Here is a 16273-nt window from a genome sequence, read left to right as displayed (position 1 = left end):
AATAATGCAGCCTTACAGGTTGAGCATGCGCTCGACCCTCATTTTCAGAAGATGACCGATGGCCCAATCAACCAAAACTAAGAAGTCCAAGTCCAAGCTGTGGTTTCTGGTGCACAGTTGGCTCGCCCTGCCGATCTGGTTCTTTGTCCTGATCGTGTGCTTCACCGGCATGCTCGCGGTGGTCAGCCAGGAGATCGTCTGGCTGGCCAACCCGGACGTGCGCGCCAGCAAGCCTAGTGACGACGCCCAGCGCTTGAGCTTCCAGCAGATTCTCGATGCCATGCACAAGGCCGAGCCGGAGATGGCCGTGCGCAGGCTGGTGCAGCCTGACGGCTCGCACTTTGCCTTGACCGCCAATGTCACCAACCCTGATGGCACCACACCGACGCTGTATGTGAACCCTTATACCGGTGCTATCCAGGGCAAGGTCCCCGACTTCAACTTCGAGGCGTTCACTCGCGCGTTGCATGGCTGGTGGCTGGTGCCCTTCACCAACGGCTTTAGCTGGGGCTGGTATCTGGTATCGCTGCTCGGGCTGCCGATGCTGGCATCCTTGGTAACCGGCCTGGTGGTCTACAAGAAGTTCTGGAAAGGCTTTTTCAAGCCGCTGCGCACCGGCCACGGTTCGCGCATCTTTTGGGGTGATGTGCACCGCCTGGCGGGGGTCTGGTCAATCTGGTTCATTGCGGTCATTTCGATTACCGGTATCTGGTTCCTTATCCAGGCGATCCTGTCTGACAATCACATCACCATTTCCACCGAGCCGGTGGTGCCAGTGATTTCCCGCGAAGATGTGCCGCAGACCGCTGATGGCAGCCCGGCGCCACGCATTGACCTGGATGAGGCTGCGCGCATTGCAACCACCGCCATCCCGGGCCTGGATATCAGCTTTATCATGATGCCCGCGACGTCCTATAGCCATGTCAGCATGGGCGGTCGCGGCTGGTATCCGCTGATGTACCAGACCGCCGCGGTCAACCCCTACACGCGCACCGTCGACAGTAAGTTCCTGCTCGAGGACCGCTCGACCCTGGAGTTCGTCACCGAATCGATGCGCCCGCTGCACACCGGCGACTTTGGCGGCCTGGCCATCAAGCTGGTCTGGTTCTTCTTCGGCCTGGTCCTGACCTTGATGGTCCTCAGCGGCCTGCTGATCTGGACCAAGCGCACCGCCCAGGCGACCGCCGCCGCCCTCAAGCGCAGCGAACGTGCACCTGCCTCACGTAAAGCACGCGTTGAAACCCCTGTGGAGGTCCAGCCATGAGCAAGGCCCAAGCCCTGCCCGCAAGCCCGTTGAAGCAATTCTGGCTGAAGTGGCGCTTTCACCTGAACATCCTGCTGATCCTGATTCCGCTGGGCTTTATGCCCAAGTACTTTGCCGATGCGGCGATGTTCCGGGGCGACAGCGGCCTGGGGGCCAATCAGCAAAGCGCCATCCAGGTCGGCCCGTACACCCTGGATCTGGCCGAAATGCGCGATGAAGCGCCCAGGGCGGACGGTCCGGCAGGCTATTTCAAACTGTTCAACGCAGCGCTGTGCAAAGCCTGCCTCAAGGACGTCAAGGCGGTTTACCTGCGCATAGGCAAGCCGCGCAGCCTGCGCGCTGCGGGCACCATCTTCTTTGGCGCACCGTACCGCATGGCGACCTCACTGCCGGTGCCCCCGCGCACCAAACCTGATGCGCAGATCTGGATCACCATCGAAGGCTGGGACGGCAGCATGCACCAGGCGCCGGTGGCGCTGGCCAAAGCATCGCCGGCCACTGTGGCCTGGCTCGAAAAACAAGGAGGCAAGAAATGAAACACCTGATGCGCAGGCTGGCCCTGCCCCTGCTGCTCGTCGCTGCCGCCCCTGCCCTGGCGCACAACCCGATGTGCGAATGCGAGCCGGTCGGCAGCGACCAGATCAAATGCACCGGCGGTTTCTCCGATGGCAGCGGCGCACCGGGTGTGACCTTGGATGTCATCGGCTATGACGAGCAGGTGCTGGTCGGCAGCAAACTGGGCGATGACTCGACCCTGACCTTCAAGCGCCCCGACGGCGAGTTCTACGTGCTGTTCGATGCCGGCCCGGGCCATGTGGTTGAAGTCGACTATGCCGATATAGGCGAGCCATGAGCCGCGCCCAGGTCATCCGCCCGGCCGGTGCCGGGCATGAAACGCTGTATGTGCTGCTGAGCGCATTGTTGATCGTGCTGCTGGCGGCCACCGTGGTCGGGCTGCGCGGCGAACGCGAGGACGAGGTCAGCATCGCCAACCACCAGATCGATGCCCGCCGCGACCTGAATGCCGCCGAACAAGGTGTTTTCACAGACCTGTGGGTAGCGTTTGACGAGATCCAGATGCTGCGTGAAGAAAACACTGCAGCGCCAACGGTCACCGCGCTCGCTGAAGAGGGCCTGCCGCCCTTCGTCAACGATGCCAGCAGCGACAGCCGTGGCCGTCATCAGTGGCAGTGGCTTGCCGCCGGCGCCTACCTGGGAAGCAGCCAGGATGCCCAGGTAGCCGGCAGCTTCCTGCTGATCCTGCCGGCTAACGCCGATGGCCAGGCCGACGTCTGGCTGCGTCGCGACAGCGCAGCGCTGGTGCCGGACGATCTGGGCCAGGAAGCACTGATCGCCGCCGGCTGGCAGCAAATCGTCAGCCACTACGACGCCGGGGTCACCCGCCAACACCGTCACTGAATCCAAGGACTCCCCATGCTGCGCTCCGTCTTCGTTCGCCGCGTCTTCGCCCTGCTCCTGGCCTGCGCCCTGCCGGCCCTGGCCCAGGCCGAGAACGGCAAACCCCTGCGAATCGGCATCACCCTGCACCCTTACTACAGCTACGTAAGCAACATCGTCGGCGACAAGGCCGAGGTGGTGCCGCTGATTCCGGCCGGGTTCAATCCACACGCCTACGAGCCGCGCGCCGAAGACATCAAGCGCATCGGCACCCTGGACGTGATCGTGCTCAATGGCGTTGGCCACGATGACTTTGCCGACCGGATGATCGCCGCCAGCGAAAAACCGCAGATCAAGACCATCGAATCGAACGCCAACGTGCCGCTGCTGGCCGCCACCGGCATCGCTGCACGCGGCGCCGGCAAGGTCGTCAATCCGCACACTTTCCTGTCGATCAGCGCCACCATCGCCCAGGTCAACAACATCGCCCGCGAGCTGGGCAAGATCGACCCGGACAACGCCAAGTTCTACACGCAGAACGCCCGCGCCTATGCCAAGCGCCTGCGCAAGCTGCGCGCCGACGCCCTGGCCAAGGTAACCGAGGCGCCCAATGCCGAGTTTCGCGTGGCCACCATCCACGCCGCCTATGACTACCTGGTGCGCGACTTTGGCCTGGAAGTCACTGCCGTGGTCGAGCCAGCCCACGGTATCGAACCCAGCCCTGCGCAGCTGAAGAAAACCATCGACCAGCTCAAGGCACTGGACGTCAAGGTGATCTTCTCGGAGATGGACTTCCCCTCTGCCTACGTCGAAACCATCCAGCGTGAATCCGGCGTGCACCTGTACCCGCTGACGCACATTTCCTACGGCGAATACACCAAGGAAAAATACGAGGTGGAGATGAAGCGCAACCTCGATACCGTGGTCAAGGCCATCCAGGAGAACCGCGCATGACTGCGGCGGCCAACCTCACCGTCGCCAGCGGACCGCGCATCGAGTTTGCCGGCATCGACCTGACCCTGGGCCGCACGCGCATTCTTGAACAGGTCGCGTTCAACGTCACACCAGGCAGCGTGCACGCCATCGTCGGGCCCAATGGCGGCGGCAAGAGCTCGTTGATCAAGACCTTGCTCGGGCAGATGCCCCATCAAGGGCAGCTGACCTTGAATTGGCCGAGCGAGCACGAAGTGATCGGCTACGTGCCCCAGGCATTGGAGTTCGATCGGGGCCTGCCGATGACCGTGGACGACTTCATGGCCGCCATGTGCCAGCGCCGCCCGGCCTTCCTCGGCCTGTCGCGGCGCGTGCAACCGGCCATCGACGCAGCGCTTGCGCGGGTCGGCATGCTCGACAAGCGCAAACGGCGCATGGGCGCGCTCTCTGGCGGCGAGCGCCAGCGCGTGCTGCTCGCCCAAGGGTTGATCCCTGAGCCGCAACTGCTGGTGCTGGACGAGCCGATGTCGGCCTTGGACGAGGCCGGCATCCAGGTGTTCGAGCAACTGCTGCACAGCTGGCGCCAGGCCGGCACCACCGTGCTGTGGATCGAGCACGACCTGGAAGCGGTGCTGCGCCTGGCCGATCGGGTCACCGGACTGAACCGCAAGGTGCTGTTCGACGCCCCGCCGGCCCAGGCCCTGACCCCAGAACGCCTGCTCGGGCTGTTCTCCGTTCACCCCCGCAGCGAGAGCCTCGCCTGATGAGCTTTGAAGCCTTCCGCCAACTGGTCCAGGAATGGGCCAGCGCTGGCTACTTACCGGAGGCGCTGGCCTACGGTTTCGTGATCAATGCCCTGATCGCCGGCCTGATGATCGGCCCGGTGCTGGGCGGCCTGGGCACCCTGGTGGTGGTCAAGCGTTTTGCCTTCTTCTCCGAAGCAGTCGGCCACGCAGCCTTGACCGGGGTGGCCATCGGCATCCTGCTCGGCGAGCCCTACACCGGCCCGTATGGCAGCCTGTTCGGCTACTGCCTGCTGTTCGGCATCCTGCTCAACTTCCTGCGTAACCGCACCGGGCTGTCGCCGGACACTCTGATCGGGGTGTTCTTGTCGGTGTCGCTGGCGCTCGGTGCAAGCCTGCTGCTGATGCTGGCGGGCAAGATCAACGTGCACATCCTGGAAAACGTGCTGTTCGGCTCGGTGCTGACGGTCAGCGCCCAGGACCTGGTGGTGCTGGGGATCGTTGCGATCCTGGTGCTGGCCTTGGCCCTGCCGCTGTACAACCGGATCATGCTGGCCAGCTTCAACCCGCAGCTGGCGGCGGTGCGTGGGGTTGCGGTAAAGACCCTGGACTACCTGTTCGTGGTGCTGGTGACCCTGGTCACCGTGGCCTCGGTGAAAGTCATTGGCGCCATCCTGGTCGGCGCGCTGCTGGTGATTCCCGCCGCTGCCGCACGCCTGGTGAGCCAGTCGCTCAAGGGCTTTTTCTTCATCTCGGTAGTGATCGCGACCTTGAGCACCCTGTGCGGCATCCTGCTGCCGATCGTCTTCGACCTGCCGGTGCCGTCGGGCGCTGCGATCATCCTGGTCGCCGGTGTCTGCTTCGCCCTCGCCGCGCTGGCCCGCGCACTCGTCCCCCGCCTGCAAGGAAACCCGGCATGACCCTGAACCTCAAGCATCTGACCCTGGCCCTCGCCCTGGCTGGCCTGCCTGGCCTGGCGTTGGCGGCGCAACCTGCGGCGCGCGCGCAAAACAGCGCCGCCACCAGCGTGCTGACCACCTTGCCGGTGACCCATAGCCTGGCCGCCAGCCTGCTCGACGGCACCTCGGTGCAGCTCAAGCGTGCCGCGCCGGCCAACCTGCCGGCGACCCGCCAGCCTTCGTACTTCAGCGGCCGTGGCGGGGCGAGCCTGCACAAAGCCGCGCAGCAGGCCGATGCGGTAATTGGCCTGCGCTCGATCTGGCGCGATGACCCGCTGTATCCAATGGCCCGGCGCAGCAACATCCGCATCGTCGAGATCGATGCAGCGCGGCCGGTCGACGGCGCCCTGCCAGGCATCGCGGTACAGGGTGACGATGCCTTTGCCGGTTATCCATGGCTCAACCCGACCAACCTGGGGCGCATGGCCGATGTCATGGCCAGTGACCTGGAGCGCCTGTCGCCCGCTGACAAGGACAAGATCCAGGCCAACCTCGCCACCCTCAAGCGGCAGATGCTGGAACTGATTTCAAGCAGCCAGAGCCGCTTGGCCGAGGCTGACAACCTCAGCGTGGTCAGCTTGTCGGAACGCCTGGGCTATCTGGCCAGCGGACTGAACCTGGATGTGGTCGATCAGCCGTTGCCGGCCGAGGACAAATGGGATGAGGCGGCGCTCAAGGCCTTGGCCGATAACCTCAAGGGCCAGGACGTGGCGCTGGTGCTGCACCACCGCCAACCTGATCCGGCTGTAGCTGAGGTGATCAAGGCCGCTGGCGCCAAGCTGCTGGTGGTCGATAGCGATCCTGAAGATACCCTGGCCGGGCTCAAAGCCAGTGTCGAGCAGGTGGTCGGGGCATTGAGTCAAGGCTGATGTAGGTAGAGAGGCCCTCACGGGCCTCTTCGGCGGCGCTGCAACACCTTATGCGCCAATTGCGCGCCGCCGGGCTAGCGCCTCATGCAACGTTCATAGCGCTCATCCACTCGCCCTGCAAACCACGCCGTGGTCAGCTTGCGGGTTATCTTCGGGCTCTTGAGCTCGATCCCCGGCAACACCGCCCGTGGCACTTGCTTGCCCGCCTTGGCATCGGCCAGGGCAAACACCCCGCGATACAGCTCGGTGTGTTCAAACTCGAGGCTGTCGCTCTCCTCCAGCTGGCTGCGAATCTGGGTATTGCGCAGGCCAAGCTGGCGCCCCAGTTTGCGCGCTGCCTGCTCGGTGCTGCCGGGCATGATGGCCCCCGGCGCGATCAAGTCGCCATCGAGCGCCAACTTAATCCCCGTCACCTGGCTCAAGGCAGCCTGGAACGCCGCATCGCGGCTGGCGTACCAACCGGCATTGAAGTCGGCGAAGCGATACAGCTGGCGCTGGTAGTTGGCCGGATAGCCCAGTAGATGGGCGATGCCGAAATACATGCCGCCGCGCCGACTGAACACTTCCTGGCGAATCGTCCCGGCATAGCTGTACGGGTAGTCCTTGGCATGGCGTTCGGCGAACGCGATGCTGACCTGCATCGGCCCGCCGGTGTGCACCGGGTTGAGGCCATCGAGCAAGGTGCGCCCAAGCGGCAGTCCGGCGATGAAATCATCGAACAGCGCACTCAGTTGCTTTTCACTGCGCACGGCGAGCAGGCGTTGCTGGTAGGTCTTGCCGTTGGCAGAGGGGGTATTCAGCGCGCCATCGACCAGCAGCCGGGGAATGTGCAGTCGGGCTGCCCGTCGATCGATCTCCTGGCGTGCGATCCGCCCAAGATTGGGCACTTGCGGGTCAGCGCTGAAGGTCGACTCCTGCTCGGTCACCGCCAAGACCGCGCAGAGATTGCTCTTGCTTGCGGTGATGTGCTGGGCTTGGAAGGCGGTTTGGATGTCCTGCGCCCAGCCCTGGCGGTCCTTGACCTGGGCAGGCAGCAGGCGCATCAACTGGGCACGTACCTGGGCAGGATCAGCAGCCTGTTGTTCCTCGCGCCGCCCGGCACAACCCTGCAGCAGCGCCAGCACCATCAGCCCTGCCGTTGCAATACGCGCGTTCAGGGCTGCTCACCGACCAGGTAGGTCTTGCTGATGTGGCGAAACAGCGGATGGCTAGCGCTGCCCATCAGCTCGAACAGCACCATTTCGCCAGTCACCAGCTGGGCGCCAGCATCGCGCATGCGCGCCAGGCCTGCGGCTTTACTGGCCGGGGTGCGGCTGTCGCAGGCGTCCTCGACCACGAATACCTGCTTGCCCAGCGCACGCAGGCCGAGCACGGTCTGCAGCACGCAGACGTGGGTTTCCATACCACAGACGATCACCTGCTCACGCTCGAGCAGACTGGCCGGCAAGCATTGCGCGGCCACACAGGAGAAGTGGTTTTTCTCGACGATCTGGGCGCCAGGCGAGGCCGCCTTGAGCTCAGCCAAGGTCGGCCCGAGGCCTTTGGGATACTGCTCGGAAATCACTGTCGGCAGCTCCAGCTCGGCGCTCGCCGCGAGCAGCCAGCGTGCCCGCGCGCGCGTGCCCTGTGGATCGCTCATGGCGCCGATGAGCTTTTCCTGGATGTCGACCACCAACAGCGTGGCCTTGTGCGGATCGATCAGCATTGTCAGCCTCTTGCCTGGGAAAAGCTCAAGCCTCGCCCATGCAAGAGACGCCGTCAATCAAGCGCTCAGGCGATGCGGCGCGAGCGCTTGGGCCAACACGGCCAGGACCCGCTCCTCGTGCTCATGAATGAAGAAGTGTCCGCCTGGGAAGGTCTGCAAGGAAAACTCAGCCAGCGTTTCCTGGCCCCAGGCCAACAGCTGCTCTTCACTGGCCCGGTCATCTGCGCCGCCCAATACATGCAGCGGGCAGCGCAACGCTGGCCGCTGACGGTAGGCATAGTGACCACACAGGAGGAAGTCAGCGCGCAGAATGGGCAGGGTCAGGCTCATCAGCTCAGCATGGGCCAAGACTTCTTCCGGAGTGCCTTGCAGCTCGCGCAGCTCGGCGATCAACTCGTCGTCGCTTTTCTCAACACGCCAGTTCTTGCCGTCGTAGTCCTCGCGCCGGGTCGGCGCCGCAGTGCCGCAGGCAAACAACGCCAGCGGCGGCGCACAGCCCAGTGCCTGCAACTCATGGGCAAGCTCGAAGGCCAGCAGCGCGCCCAAGCTATGGCCAAGCAACGCGTAGGGCGTGCTGGCGGCCAGGCGCTGCTCGCTGGCGAGCTGCCTGGCCAGGGCCTGCATGTCGGTGTGCAAGGCTTCGCCCATGCGCGCACCGCGCCCAGGCAGCTCAACCGGCCGCACCTGCAACCAGGCCGGCAGCTTGCGCCGCCAGCGGTTGTAAACCATGGCGCTGGCACCGGAGTAAGGCAGGCACAACAGATTCACTGCAGTCACCGATAACGCCTCACTGGGCCACGGCTTCTGCCATCTTCTGGCGCAGGCTCAACGGACGCATGTCAGTCCAGACTTCATCGATGTAGGCCAGGCAGTCCTTTTTCAGTCCGCTCTTGCCAGCGGCGCGCCAGCCGGCGGGGATCGCCTTGTAGTCGGGCCAGATCGAATACTGCTCTTCGTGGTTGACCACTACCTGGAACACGATGTCGTCGCGGTCGAATACGGAAGTCATTGCCTGTCTCCTTGAATGATGAAGGCCGCTGCGCACCCGGCGCAGGGCGGCTCTTCACTAAACGTAGGAAGCTTCAGAAAAATTAGTCAACTCAGGCCTACACTGTGCCTTTGCAAACGCCGCCGATGATGGCATATATCGTTGTCCTACCTTCCCCAGCCCACCCTGGAGTCATCAGCATGCTTGGCGTGACCGACTACGGCGCATTCGTGATCGCGTTCCTCATCCTCCTGGCCATCCCTGGGCCGGGTAACTTCGCCTTGATCACCGCCACCGGCAAAGGCGGCATCAAGGGTGGCCTGGCGGCGACTTTCGGGGTGATTCTTGGCGATCAGGTGTTGATGTGGCTGGCGGTGGCCGGCGTCGCAACCCTGCTGGCAACTTACCCGACAGCCTTCCACGTGGTGCAGTGGGCAGGCGCAGCCTACCTGGCCTGGCTGGGCTTGCGCATGGTCTTCAGCAAACCGGGCGGCGCACCACGGGAAAGCCGCATGGACAACGGTCGCTACCTGCGCCAGACCATGCTGATCACCCTGCTCAATCCCAAGGCGATCATGTTCTACATGGCGTTCTTCCCGCTGTTCATCGACCCGGTGCGCCACCAGGGCGTAGTGACCTTCGCCTTCATGGCGGTGACGGTAGCGGCGCTGACCTTGCTCTATGGCCTGGTCGCCGTGCTGTTGACCCATCACCTGGCCGAGCGCATGCGCGCCAGCCCCAAGGTGTCGAACCTGCTCGAGCGCTTGGCCGGGGCATGCCTGGTCGGGTTTGGCATCAAATTAGCGGCGATGCGCTAGGCATCACGCAGCAGGTCGTGAACGTCGAGCAGCCGGTAAGCGACTTCAGGATTACGCTCAAGGCCCCGCCGAATTGCCGCGGGGATGGCCTGGCGGGTCTTGCGGCACAGGCCAGGTTGCTCGGCCAGTTCGATGACGATACCGCGCATGGTGCGCACTTCGTTGTGGCCAGGGGCAATGCTCAGGCGAATGCCCAACTGATCGTACAAGCGCAGTTGCAGGCGATGCAGGTCGTCCAAGTCCTTGAGGTTCTCCAAGCGTTCGAGCAGGCGTTTTTCTTCCTGGCGGGTGAGCAGCAGAATACGCTGCGCGTTGGCAGGGCATTGCTCCAGGCGTTCGCGACCACAGATGCAGGCGCCTGGCGGGCAGGGTTGGCGTAGGGAGGGGCTGGTCATGGGAAAAGCATAGCCGTCCTGCACGAGTTATCAGCGCAGGCTAGCCCAGTCACTGCTCAGCGCACAATTGGAAGAAGCGTGCTGCCACCCGCGACGGCGTTGCGGCGTGCGGCATCAATATCGAGAACCGTCGCGTCAGGGGCTCAGGAGCAATGCGCAACTGACGCAGCGCGCCATCTTCATGACGGATCGACATCGCCGAGACAAAGCCTACCCCCATCCCCGCGCGCACCGCCTCCTTGACCCCTTCCACCCCAGCAATCTCCAGCCCCACGCGCATCGCCACACCGCAGCGAGCAAAAGCCCGCTCGACCAGTTGGCGTACGCCGGAGCCGCTTTCGCGCAGCACCAGCGGGTAGTCACCGAGCGCCTGCAAGGTCTGCGCTTGGCCCGCTGCGGCGAGCGGATGATCACTGGGCACGATGGCGACGATCTCATCCTCGCGCCAGGCAGTGACACGCGTGCCCAATGGCAGCTCCTGCCCCGGTGGCCCCTCGATCAAGGCGATGTCCAGTGAGCCCAGCGCTGCAACGATCTCAGCGGTGTTGCCGTTTTCCGTGCTAACCACGATGTCTGGATAGCGCTGACGGAAATCGGCGATCAGATAAGGCAGCAGGTAGCTGGCCGGGGTGGTGCTGGCGCCAATGCGCAGGGTACCGCGCTCCAGGCCGCGCAGTGCATCTCGCAGCGCCTGGGCCTGGCGGAAGGTTTCGCGCAGTCGCTGGGCGTGGCCGAGCAGTTGCTCGCCCGCAGCAGTCAGGCGTACACCACGCCCGGCGCGCTGGTACAGCGGCTCGCCAAACTCCTCCTGCAACAGCTTGAGCTGGCCGGACACGGCAGGCTGCGACAAATGCAGGGCGAGTGCTGCATGACTGATATTGCCGTGCTCGGCAACGGTGGCGAAGGTTATCAGCTGTTCTGGGGTCATCCATTGAAAATATCAGCTTAGCGGATACTTGCCATCCCAAATGACGATTTTTTATAAGCTTATAACCGAATTACCCTAAGGCCATCTCAGCAACACCTCGATCGGAGGACACACCATGGCCACGGTCCCAGCCACCCCCAGCCTTGCGCCTACCCACGATACCCGTGGGCGGCTCAATGGCATTTTGTTTGTCGCCTTGTTCGCTCTGGCAGTTACCCAACTGGCCGCCTTGCCTTTTTTTGCCAACCTGGGCATCAGCCCGCTGATCGTCGGCATCATCGCTGGCGCCCTGTACGGCAACGCGTTGCGCCAGGGAGTGCCGCCCAGTTGGGCGGCCGGCATCAATTTTTCCGCACGCGGCCTGCTGCGCATCGCCGTGGCGTGGTTCGGTCTGCGCGTGAGTTTGCAGGAGATTGCCCAGGTCGGCTGGTCGGGGCTGACGGTGTCGCTGCTGATCGTTTCCAGCACCCTGCTGATTGGCCTGGGGGTGGGGATGAAACTGTTCAAGCTCGATCGCGATACGGCCTTGCTCACCGCCGCCGGCAGTGCCATCTGTGGCGCTGCGGCCGTGCTCGCGTTCGAATCGGCGCTGCGTTCCAAGCCGCACAAGAGCGCCATGGCGGTCGGCAGCGTGGTGCTGTTCGGCACCCTGTCGATGCTGCTTTACCCGCTGCTGATCAATAGCGGCTGGGTGCGACTCGATACGCTCGGCGCGGGGCTGTTTTTCGGTGGCACCCTGCATGAGGTGGCACAGGTGGTGGGCGCTGCCAGCAATGTCAGCCCTGAAGTGACCCACGTCGCGACCATCGTCAAGATGACTCGGGTAATGCTGCTGGTGCCGGTGTTGCTGGTGGTGGGCGTGTGGATCAGCCGGGCGAAACACCCAGGCCAGGCCGAAGGCAATGGCAAGATCCCTGTCCCATGGTTTGCCTTTGGCTTCCTCGCCCTGGTGCTGGTCAACTCGCTGCAGAATTTGCCAAGCGGCGCGGTCAGCGCGATCAACCAGCTCGACACCTTCGCCCTGACCATGGCCATGACCGCCCTGGGGATGGAGACCCGCCTCAGCCAGATCCGCCAGGCCGGCCCGCGCGCGTTGGCAACGGGGGCGATCCTCAACCTGTGGCTGGTGTTCGGCGGCCTGGCGATCACCCTCGGTGTCCAACGGCTGTTGGGATGATCAACGGGGGCAGGTTTTTCCCTGCCCCTCTCGTTGCGGCGCAAAATTGTCGGTATGGTGTTGGCTAAGTAGGAGTTTTACATGCACAGGAAAGACTTAGATGCCCCAACGCAATGTAATCAATGCATCCGTCAGCCCCAAAGGCAGCCTCGAAACGCTGTCGCAACGTGAAGTCCAGCAACTGAGTGAAGTCGGTACCGGCAGTCTCTACACCCTGTTCCGTCAATGCGCCCTGGCAATCCTCAACACCGGCGCGCATGTCGACAACGCCAAGACCATCCTTGAAGCCTACAAAGACTTCGAAGTCCGTATCCATCAGCAAGATCGCGGAGTACGCCTGGAGCTGCTCAACGCCCCAGCCGATGCCTTCGTCGATGGCGAGATGATCGCCAGCACCCGTGAAATGCTGTTCAGCGCCCTGCGCGATATCGTCTACACCGAAAGCGAGCTGGCCAGCCAGCGCATCGACCTGGAAAGCTCCCAGGGCATCACCGACTACGTCTTCCACCTGCTGCGCAACGCCCGCACCCTGCGCCCGGGCGTGGAGCCGAAGATGGTCGTGTGCTGGGGCGGTCACTCGATCAGCACCGAGGAATACCAGTACACCAAGAAGGTCGGCCACGAGCTGGGCCTGCGCAAGCTGGACGTCTGCACCGGCTGCGGTCCAGGCGTGATGAAGGGGCCGATGAAGGGCGCCACCATTGCCCACGCCAAGCAGCGCATGCATGGCAGCCGCTACCTGGGCCTGACCGAGCCGGGCATCATTGCCGCCGAAGCGCCCAACCCGATCGTCAACGAGCTGGTGATCCTGCCCGATATCGAGAAGCGTCTGGAAGCCTTCGTGCGGGTCGGCCACGGCATCATCATCTTCCCCGGCGGCGCCGGTACGGCAGAAGAGTTCCTCTACCTGCTGGGCATTCTCATGCACCCGGACAACCACGACTTGCCATTCCCGGTCGTGCTGACCGGCCCACGCAGTGCGGAGGCCTATCTGCAGCAGTTGCACGCCTTCGTCGGCGCGACCCTGGGCGAAGCGGCCCAGCAGCACTACCAGATCATCATCGATGACCCGGCCGAAGTCGCCCGGCAAATGGTCGAGGGGCTCAAGGCAGTCAAGCAGTTCCGCCGTGAGCGTAACGATGCATTCCACTTCAACTGGCTGTTGAAGATCGAAGAAGGCTTCCAGCGTCCGTTCGATCCAACCCACGAGAACATGGCCAACCTGGCCCTGCGCCGTGAGCTGCCGGCGCATGAGCTGGCGGCCAACTTGCGCCGGGCGTTCTCCGGGATCGTTGCCGGTAACGTCAAGGACAACGGCATCCGCCTGATCGAGGAGCATGGGCCCTATCAGATTCGCGGTGACAGTGCGGTGCTCGATCCGCTCGGACGGCTGCTGCAGGCGTTCGTTGATCAGCACCGGATGAAGTTGCCGGGTGGGGCGGCTTATGTGCCTTGCTATCAGGTCGTGACCTGATAGTTGTAGCGCCTTCACTGGCCTCATCGCTGCGACGTGTCCCGCGATGAGGCCAGCCCGCCGTGCTTGTACGATTCCGCAACACTCTGCTGACATTTCCTACGCTGAGCAGTGAACCTGCCTTGAAAAAAACGGTCTTTCGCTGACGGTCAATTCACCGACCGGTTCATGGGTCCATTCACCGGGCCTGCTTCTGTCCAGTTTCAGCGAAGACCAACATGCCTGAATCCCGCCCAACCCCGCCTGCCCTCCCTGCCCTGCGTGGCAGCCTGATTGCCGCCCTTATCGCCCTCGCCGCTCCTGTGCATGCCGAACAACCGAGCAGTGATGCGCGCTGGGTCAGCGACAGCCTGAGCACCTACGTGCGCAGTGGCCCGACCAACGGCCATCGCATCGTCGGCACCCTCAAGGCGGGGCAAAAGGTCACCTTGATCGGCAGCCAGGGCGAGTACAGCCAGGTGCGCGGCCAGAGCGGCGATCTGGTGTGGATTCTAAACAGCGACCTGCAAGCCGTTCCTGGCCAAGCTGAGCGCTTGCCACAGCTCGATAGCGAAGTGGCGCAGCTGTCCGAACAGCTCAAGACCATCGATGACAGCTGGAAAGCCCGCGTTCAAGGCATGCAGGAAACGTTGGATTCGCGCAAGGCGCTGATCGATGAGCTGGAAAAGCGCAACAAAGGCCTCAACGAGCAGCTCGACCAGGCCCAGTCGAGCCTGCGCGACACCCAGGCGCGCCTGGGTGACGAGAACAAGCAAGTGATGATGCGCTACATGGTCTACGGCGGCAGCATTGCCGGCGCCGGCCTGCTACTGGGCCTGATCCTGCCGGCCCTGACCCGCGGCCGCAAGCGCAACGACCGCTGGTTCTGAGGCCGCGAGCGGCTGGTTAGTCACCCCGAACGGCACATGGACCGAAGGCACTACAGTGCGTGTGCCGCTCAGATGACCCGACTGGTCGTCGAAAAAGATATGCGGCTTGAGCACCTGCAACACCCGGCGCTTCTCGATGCCGCCGAGGAAGAACGCATCGTTGGCCATCACGCCCCAGCTCTTGAGGGTATTGAGCGCACGCTCGTGCGACGGTGCGTTGCGCGCGGTGACGATCGACACGCGCAGACGATTGGCGTAACCGGGGTGCTCCAGCTTGTACTGCTCCTCGGCCGCCTGGATCCGCGCAATACGCACGAAAAACTCCTTGAGCGGCCCTGGGTTATGCGGCTGGGTGACGTTGGTCACTTCATGGGCATGAAAGCCCAGCAGGCCATCGCGCTGCATCACCGCTTCTGATTCATCGCCAGCCAGCACGCCATCGAAGTCGAAAGCGATGCGCAGGCCGTCATCGCTTTCATCGTCATCGAACTGCGAATCGAGCACCTGCCCGGCCGGATAGCCGGCCTGGATCGCGGCGTCCACATGCTGTTTGTCGGCGGACAGGAACAAGGCAATGTTCAACGCCGGAATGTACTCGTAAGGCGAACGCCCCTGCATGAAGATGGCGCGGGTCATGTTCAAGCCGTAATGCTCGATGGTCTTCATGACCCGCAGCCCGGTATCGGGGTCGTTCTGCGACAAAAGCACCACCTCTACCAGCGGGTCTTGCGGGTCGGCGCACAGGTCATTGAGCGCCAACAGACGCTTGATGAACGGATAGGCAATGCCGCGCGCCAGCGGCACGTGCATGTTCTGCTGCTGGTACAGGCGATACTGCGCCTCGCCTTCGTGGCGAAACACCGCATCGCAGGCACTGAGGTCGAACACCGCGCTCGAGGCCACGCCAATCACCAGGCGGTCGTCAATTTCATAAGCCATGGGGCATTCCTTTTGCGATGAGCGTGCACAGCCGTTCAGACACGCGGCTGGCCCTCCAGGCGCGAGCCCCAGTCTTCGACCTGACGCTGTTCCAGGCGCCGCTGCAAGGTCTTGCGCCAGGACGGCACCAGCGGCAATGCCAGGCATTGGCTGAGCAGCTCGGTCTCCAGGCGCTTGTCGAACAACACCGCCGATAGCCGCGCGACCGACCAGTCGGCATAGGGTCGCTCGACCAAGTGCAGTTCATCTCCCGCCTCGACCTCACCCTCCTCCAACACCCGGTAGTACCAGCCGGTCCGCCCACTCTGCTGCACCCGCAAGGCGATCTGCGCGACGTCGAATCGATCATTGAGTTTCCAGCACGGCATGCGCCCTTGGGAGATTTCCAACAAGGCCGTGCCTACGCGAATGCGATCCCCCAGGCAGACATCCGCCTCGCGCCAACCGACGCTGCTGAAGTTTTCGCCAAACGCCCCCGGCTGTTTCAACAGTGCATGTTCACCCAGTTCGGCCAGCCAGTCTGGATAGTGATCGCGTGGGTAATGATGAATGGCTTTTTCGACCCCGCCATGCACCCGTAAGTCGCCTTGCTCATCGCCTTCGATGCCGAGCGAGGTCACTTTCAACCGGCCCTGGCGCTGCTGTTTGTCGATACCGCTGCGTGAGCCGGGGCGGGTAAACGGCACGGCAACGCCGGTGAGCAGGCTGTCGAGGATGGGCTTGGCCGGGTTCATGCGCAGTCTCGTGGAAGTCGGCAAAGGGCGAGCTTACAGGAGACTGCAGCGCCGCCGAAATGCCCAGCGACGCTGCAGCG

At 63.5% G+C, this 16273-nt stretch carries 20 protein-coding genes; 12 read left to right on the top strand and 8 right to left on the bottom strand.

Annotated elements, in window-relative coordinates:
* Positions 1-58: 58 nt before the first annotated feature.
* The 8 genes from HU737_RS07475 to HU737_RS07440 are packed head-to-tail and all read left to right on the top strand — an operon-like array spanning position 59 to position 6166.
* Complete coding sequence (locus HU737_RS07475; protein WP_186553517.1) at positions 59-1264, top strand: PepSY-associated TM helix domain-containing protein; 1206 nt, start codon at positions 59-61, stop codon at positions 1262-1264.
* Positions 1261-1800, top strand: coding sequence for a PA2404 family protein (locus HU737_RS07470; RefSeq protein WP_186553518.1), 540 nt, complete (start codon positions 1261-1263; stop codon positions 1798-1800). Before HU737_RS07475 ends, HU737_RS07470 begins: the two co-directional genes overlap by 4 nt.
* Positions 1797-2117: a hypothetical protein gene (locus HU737_RS07465; protein WP_186553519.1), complete on the top strand. Its 321-nt coding sequence runs from the start codon at positions 1797-1799 to the stop codon at positions 2115-2117. Before HU737_RS07470 ends, HU737_RS07465 begins: the two co-directional genes overlap by 4 nt.
* Positions 2114-2683: a DUF6162 family protein gene (locus HU737_RS07460; protein WP_186553520.1), complete on the top strand. Its 570-nt coding sequence runs from the start codon at positions 2114-2116 to the stop codon at positions 2681-2683. The genes HU737_RS07465 and HU737_RS07460 overlap by 4 nt, the downstream gene beginning before the upstream one ends.
* 15 nt (positions 2684-2698) lie before the next feature.
* The gene (locus HU737_RS07455; RefSeq protein WP_186553521.1) at positions 2699-3616 is read left to right on the top strand and encodes a metal ABC transporter substrate-binding protein; all 918 of its coding nucleotides are present in this window, start codon (positions 2699-2701) and stop codon (positions 3614-3616) included.
* Complete coding sequence (locus tag HU737_RS07450) at positions 3613-4359, top strand: metal ABC transporter ATP-binding protein (RefSeq protein WP_186553522.1); 747 nt, start codon at positions 3613-3615, stop codon at positions 4357-4359. The genes HU737_RS07455 and HU737_RS07450 overlap by 4 nt, the downstream gene beginning before the upstream one ends.
* Positions 4359-5258, top strand: a complete 900-nt coding sequence (locus HU737_RS07445; RefSeq protein WP_186553523.1) for a metal ABC transporter permease — start codon at positions 4359-4361, stop codon at positions 5256-5258. The genes HU737_RS07450 and HU737_RS07445 overlap by 1 nt, the downstream gene beginning before the upstream one ends.
* A 2-nt stretch (positions 5259-5260) precedes the next feature.
* Positions 5261-6166: a metal ABC transporter substrate-binding protein gene (locus HU737_RS07440; protein ID WP_186553657.1), complete on the top strand. Its 906-nt coding sequence runs from the start codon at positions 5261-5263 to the stop codon at positions 6164-6166.
* Positions 6167-6240: 74 nt separating this feature from the next.
* Here the strand turns inward: HU737_RS07440 and HU737_RS07435 are convergent, their stop codons facing one another.
* The 4 genes from HU737_RS07435 to HU737_RS07420 are packed head-to-tail and all read right to left on the bottom strand — an operon-like array spanning position 6241 to position 8880.
* Positions 6241-7293 (bottom strand): DUF1615 domain-containing protein, encoded by a 1053-nt coding sequence (locus tag HU737_RS07435; protein WP_186553524.1) that lies wholly within the window; start codon positions 7291-7293, stop codon positions 6241-6243.
* 26 nt (positions 7294-7319) lie between these two features.
* The gene (locus HU737_RS07430; RefSeq protein WP_186553525.1) at positions 7320-7871 is read right to left on the bottom strand and encodes a hydrolase; all 552 of its coding nucleotides are present in this window, start codon (positions 7869-7871) and stop codon (positions 7320-7322) included.
* 57 nt (positions 7872-7928) lie between these two features.
* A complete protein-coding gene (locus HU737_RS07425; protein ID WP_186553526.1) occupies positions 7929-8648 on the bottom strand; it encodes a thioesterase II family protein in 720 nt (239 codons plus the stop codon).
* A 10-nt stretch (positions 8649-8658) separates the two neighbouring features.
* Complete coding sequence (locus HU737_RS07420; protein ID WP_186553527.1) at positions 8659-8880, bottom strand: MbtH family protein; 222 nt, start codon at positions 8878-8880, stop codon at positions 8659-8661.
* Positions 8881-9059: 179 nt separating this feature from the next.
* On the opposite strand from HU737_RS07420, the gene HU737_RS07415 reads away from it, so the two are divergent.
* Complete coding sequence (locus HU737_RS07415; RefSeq protein WP_186553528.1) at positions 9060-9677, top strand: LysE family transporter; 618 nt, start codon at positions 9060-9062, stop codon at positions 9675-9677.
* Here the strand turns inward: HU737_RS07415 and HU737_RS07410 are convergent.
* Together HU737_RS07410 and HU737_RS07405 are read right to left on the bottom strand one after the other, a co-directional pair.
* A complete protein-coding gene (locus HU737_RS07410; RefSeq protein ID WP_186553529.1) occupies positions 9674-10072 on the bottom strand; it encodes a hypothetical protein in 399 nt (132 codons plus the stop codon). The genes HU737_RS07415 and HU737_RS07410 overlap by 4 nt on opposite strands.
* Before the next feature lie 49 nt (positions 10073-10121).
* Complete coding sequence (locus tag HU737_RS07405; RefSeq protein WP_186553530.1) at positions 10122-11000, bottom strand: LysR family transcriptional regulator; 879 nt, start codon at positions 10998-11000, stop codon at positions 10122-10124.
* A gap of 115 nt (positions 11001-11115) precedes the next feature.
* Between HU737_RS07405 and HU737_RS07400 the strand changes: the two genes are divergently transcribed.
* The 3 genes from HU737_RS07400 to HU737_RS07390 all read left to right on the top strand — a co-directional run bounded on the left by HU737_RS07400 (position 11116) and on the right by HU737_RS07390 (position 14520).
* Positions 11116-12177 (top strand): YeiH family protein, encoded by a 1062-nt coding sequence (locus HU737_RS07400; RefSeq protein ID WP_186553531.1) that lies wholly within the window; start codon positions 11116-11118, stop codon positions 12175-12177.
* A gap of 100 nt (positions 12178-12277) precedes the next feature.
* Positions 12278-13651, top strand: coding sequence for a nucleotide 5'-monophosphate nucleosidase PpnN (ppnN, locus tag HU737_RS07395; RefSeq protein WP_186553532.1), 1374 nt, complete (start codon positions 12278-12280; stop codon positions 13649-13651).
* 218 nt (positions 13652-13869) lie between these two features.
* The gene (locus HU737_RS07390) at positions 13870-14520 is read left to right on the top strand and encodes a TIGR04211 family SH3 domain-containing protein (protein ID WP_186553533.1); all 651 of its coding nucleotides are present in this window, start codon (positions 13870-13872) and stop codon (positions 14518-14520) included.
* Here the strand turns inward: HU737_RS07390 and HU737_RS07385 are convergent.
* Positions 14458-15459: a 5'-nucleotidase gene (locus tag HU737_RS07385; RefSeq protein WP_186553534.1), complete on the bottom strand. Its 1002-nt coding sequence runs from the start codon at positions 15457-15459 to the stop codon at positions 14458-14460. The genes HU737_RS07390 and HU737_RS07385 overlap by 63 nt on opposite strands.
* Before the next feature lie 35 nt (positions 15460-15494).
* Positions 15495-16193 (bottom strand): MOSC domain-containing protein, encoded by a 699-nt coding sequence (locus HU737_RS07380; protein ID WP_186553535.1) that lies wholly within the window; start codon positions 16191-16193, stop codon positions 15495-15497.
* Between the last annotated feature and the right edge of the window lie 80 nt (positions 16194-16273).

Origin of the sequence: Pseudomonas urmiensis, assembly GCF_014268815.2 — a bacterium.
Classification (GTDB): Bacteria; Pseudomonadota; Gammaproteobacteria; order Pseudomonadales; family Pseudomonadaceae; genus Aquipseudomonas; species Aquipseudomonas urmiensis.
This window is presented reverse-complemented; position numbering and strand designations above follow the sequence as displayed.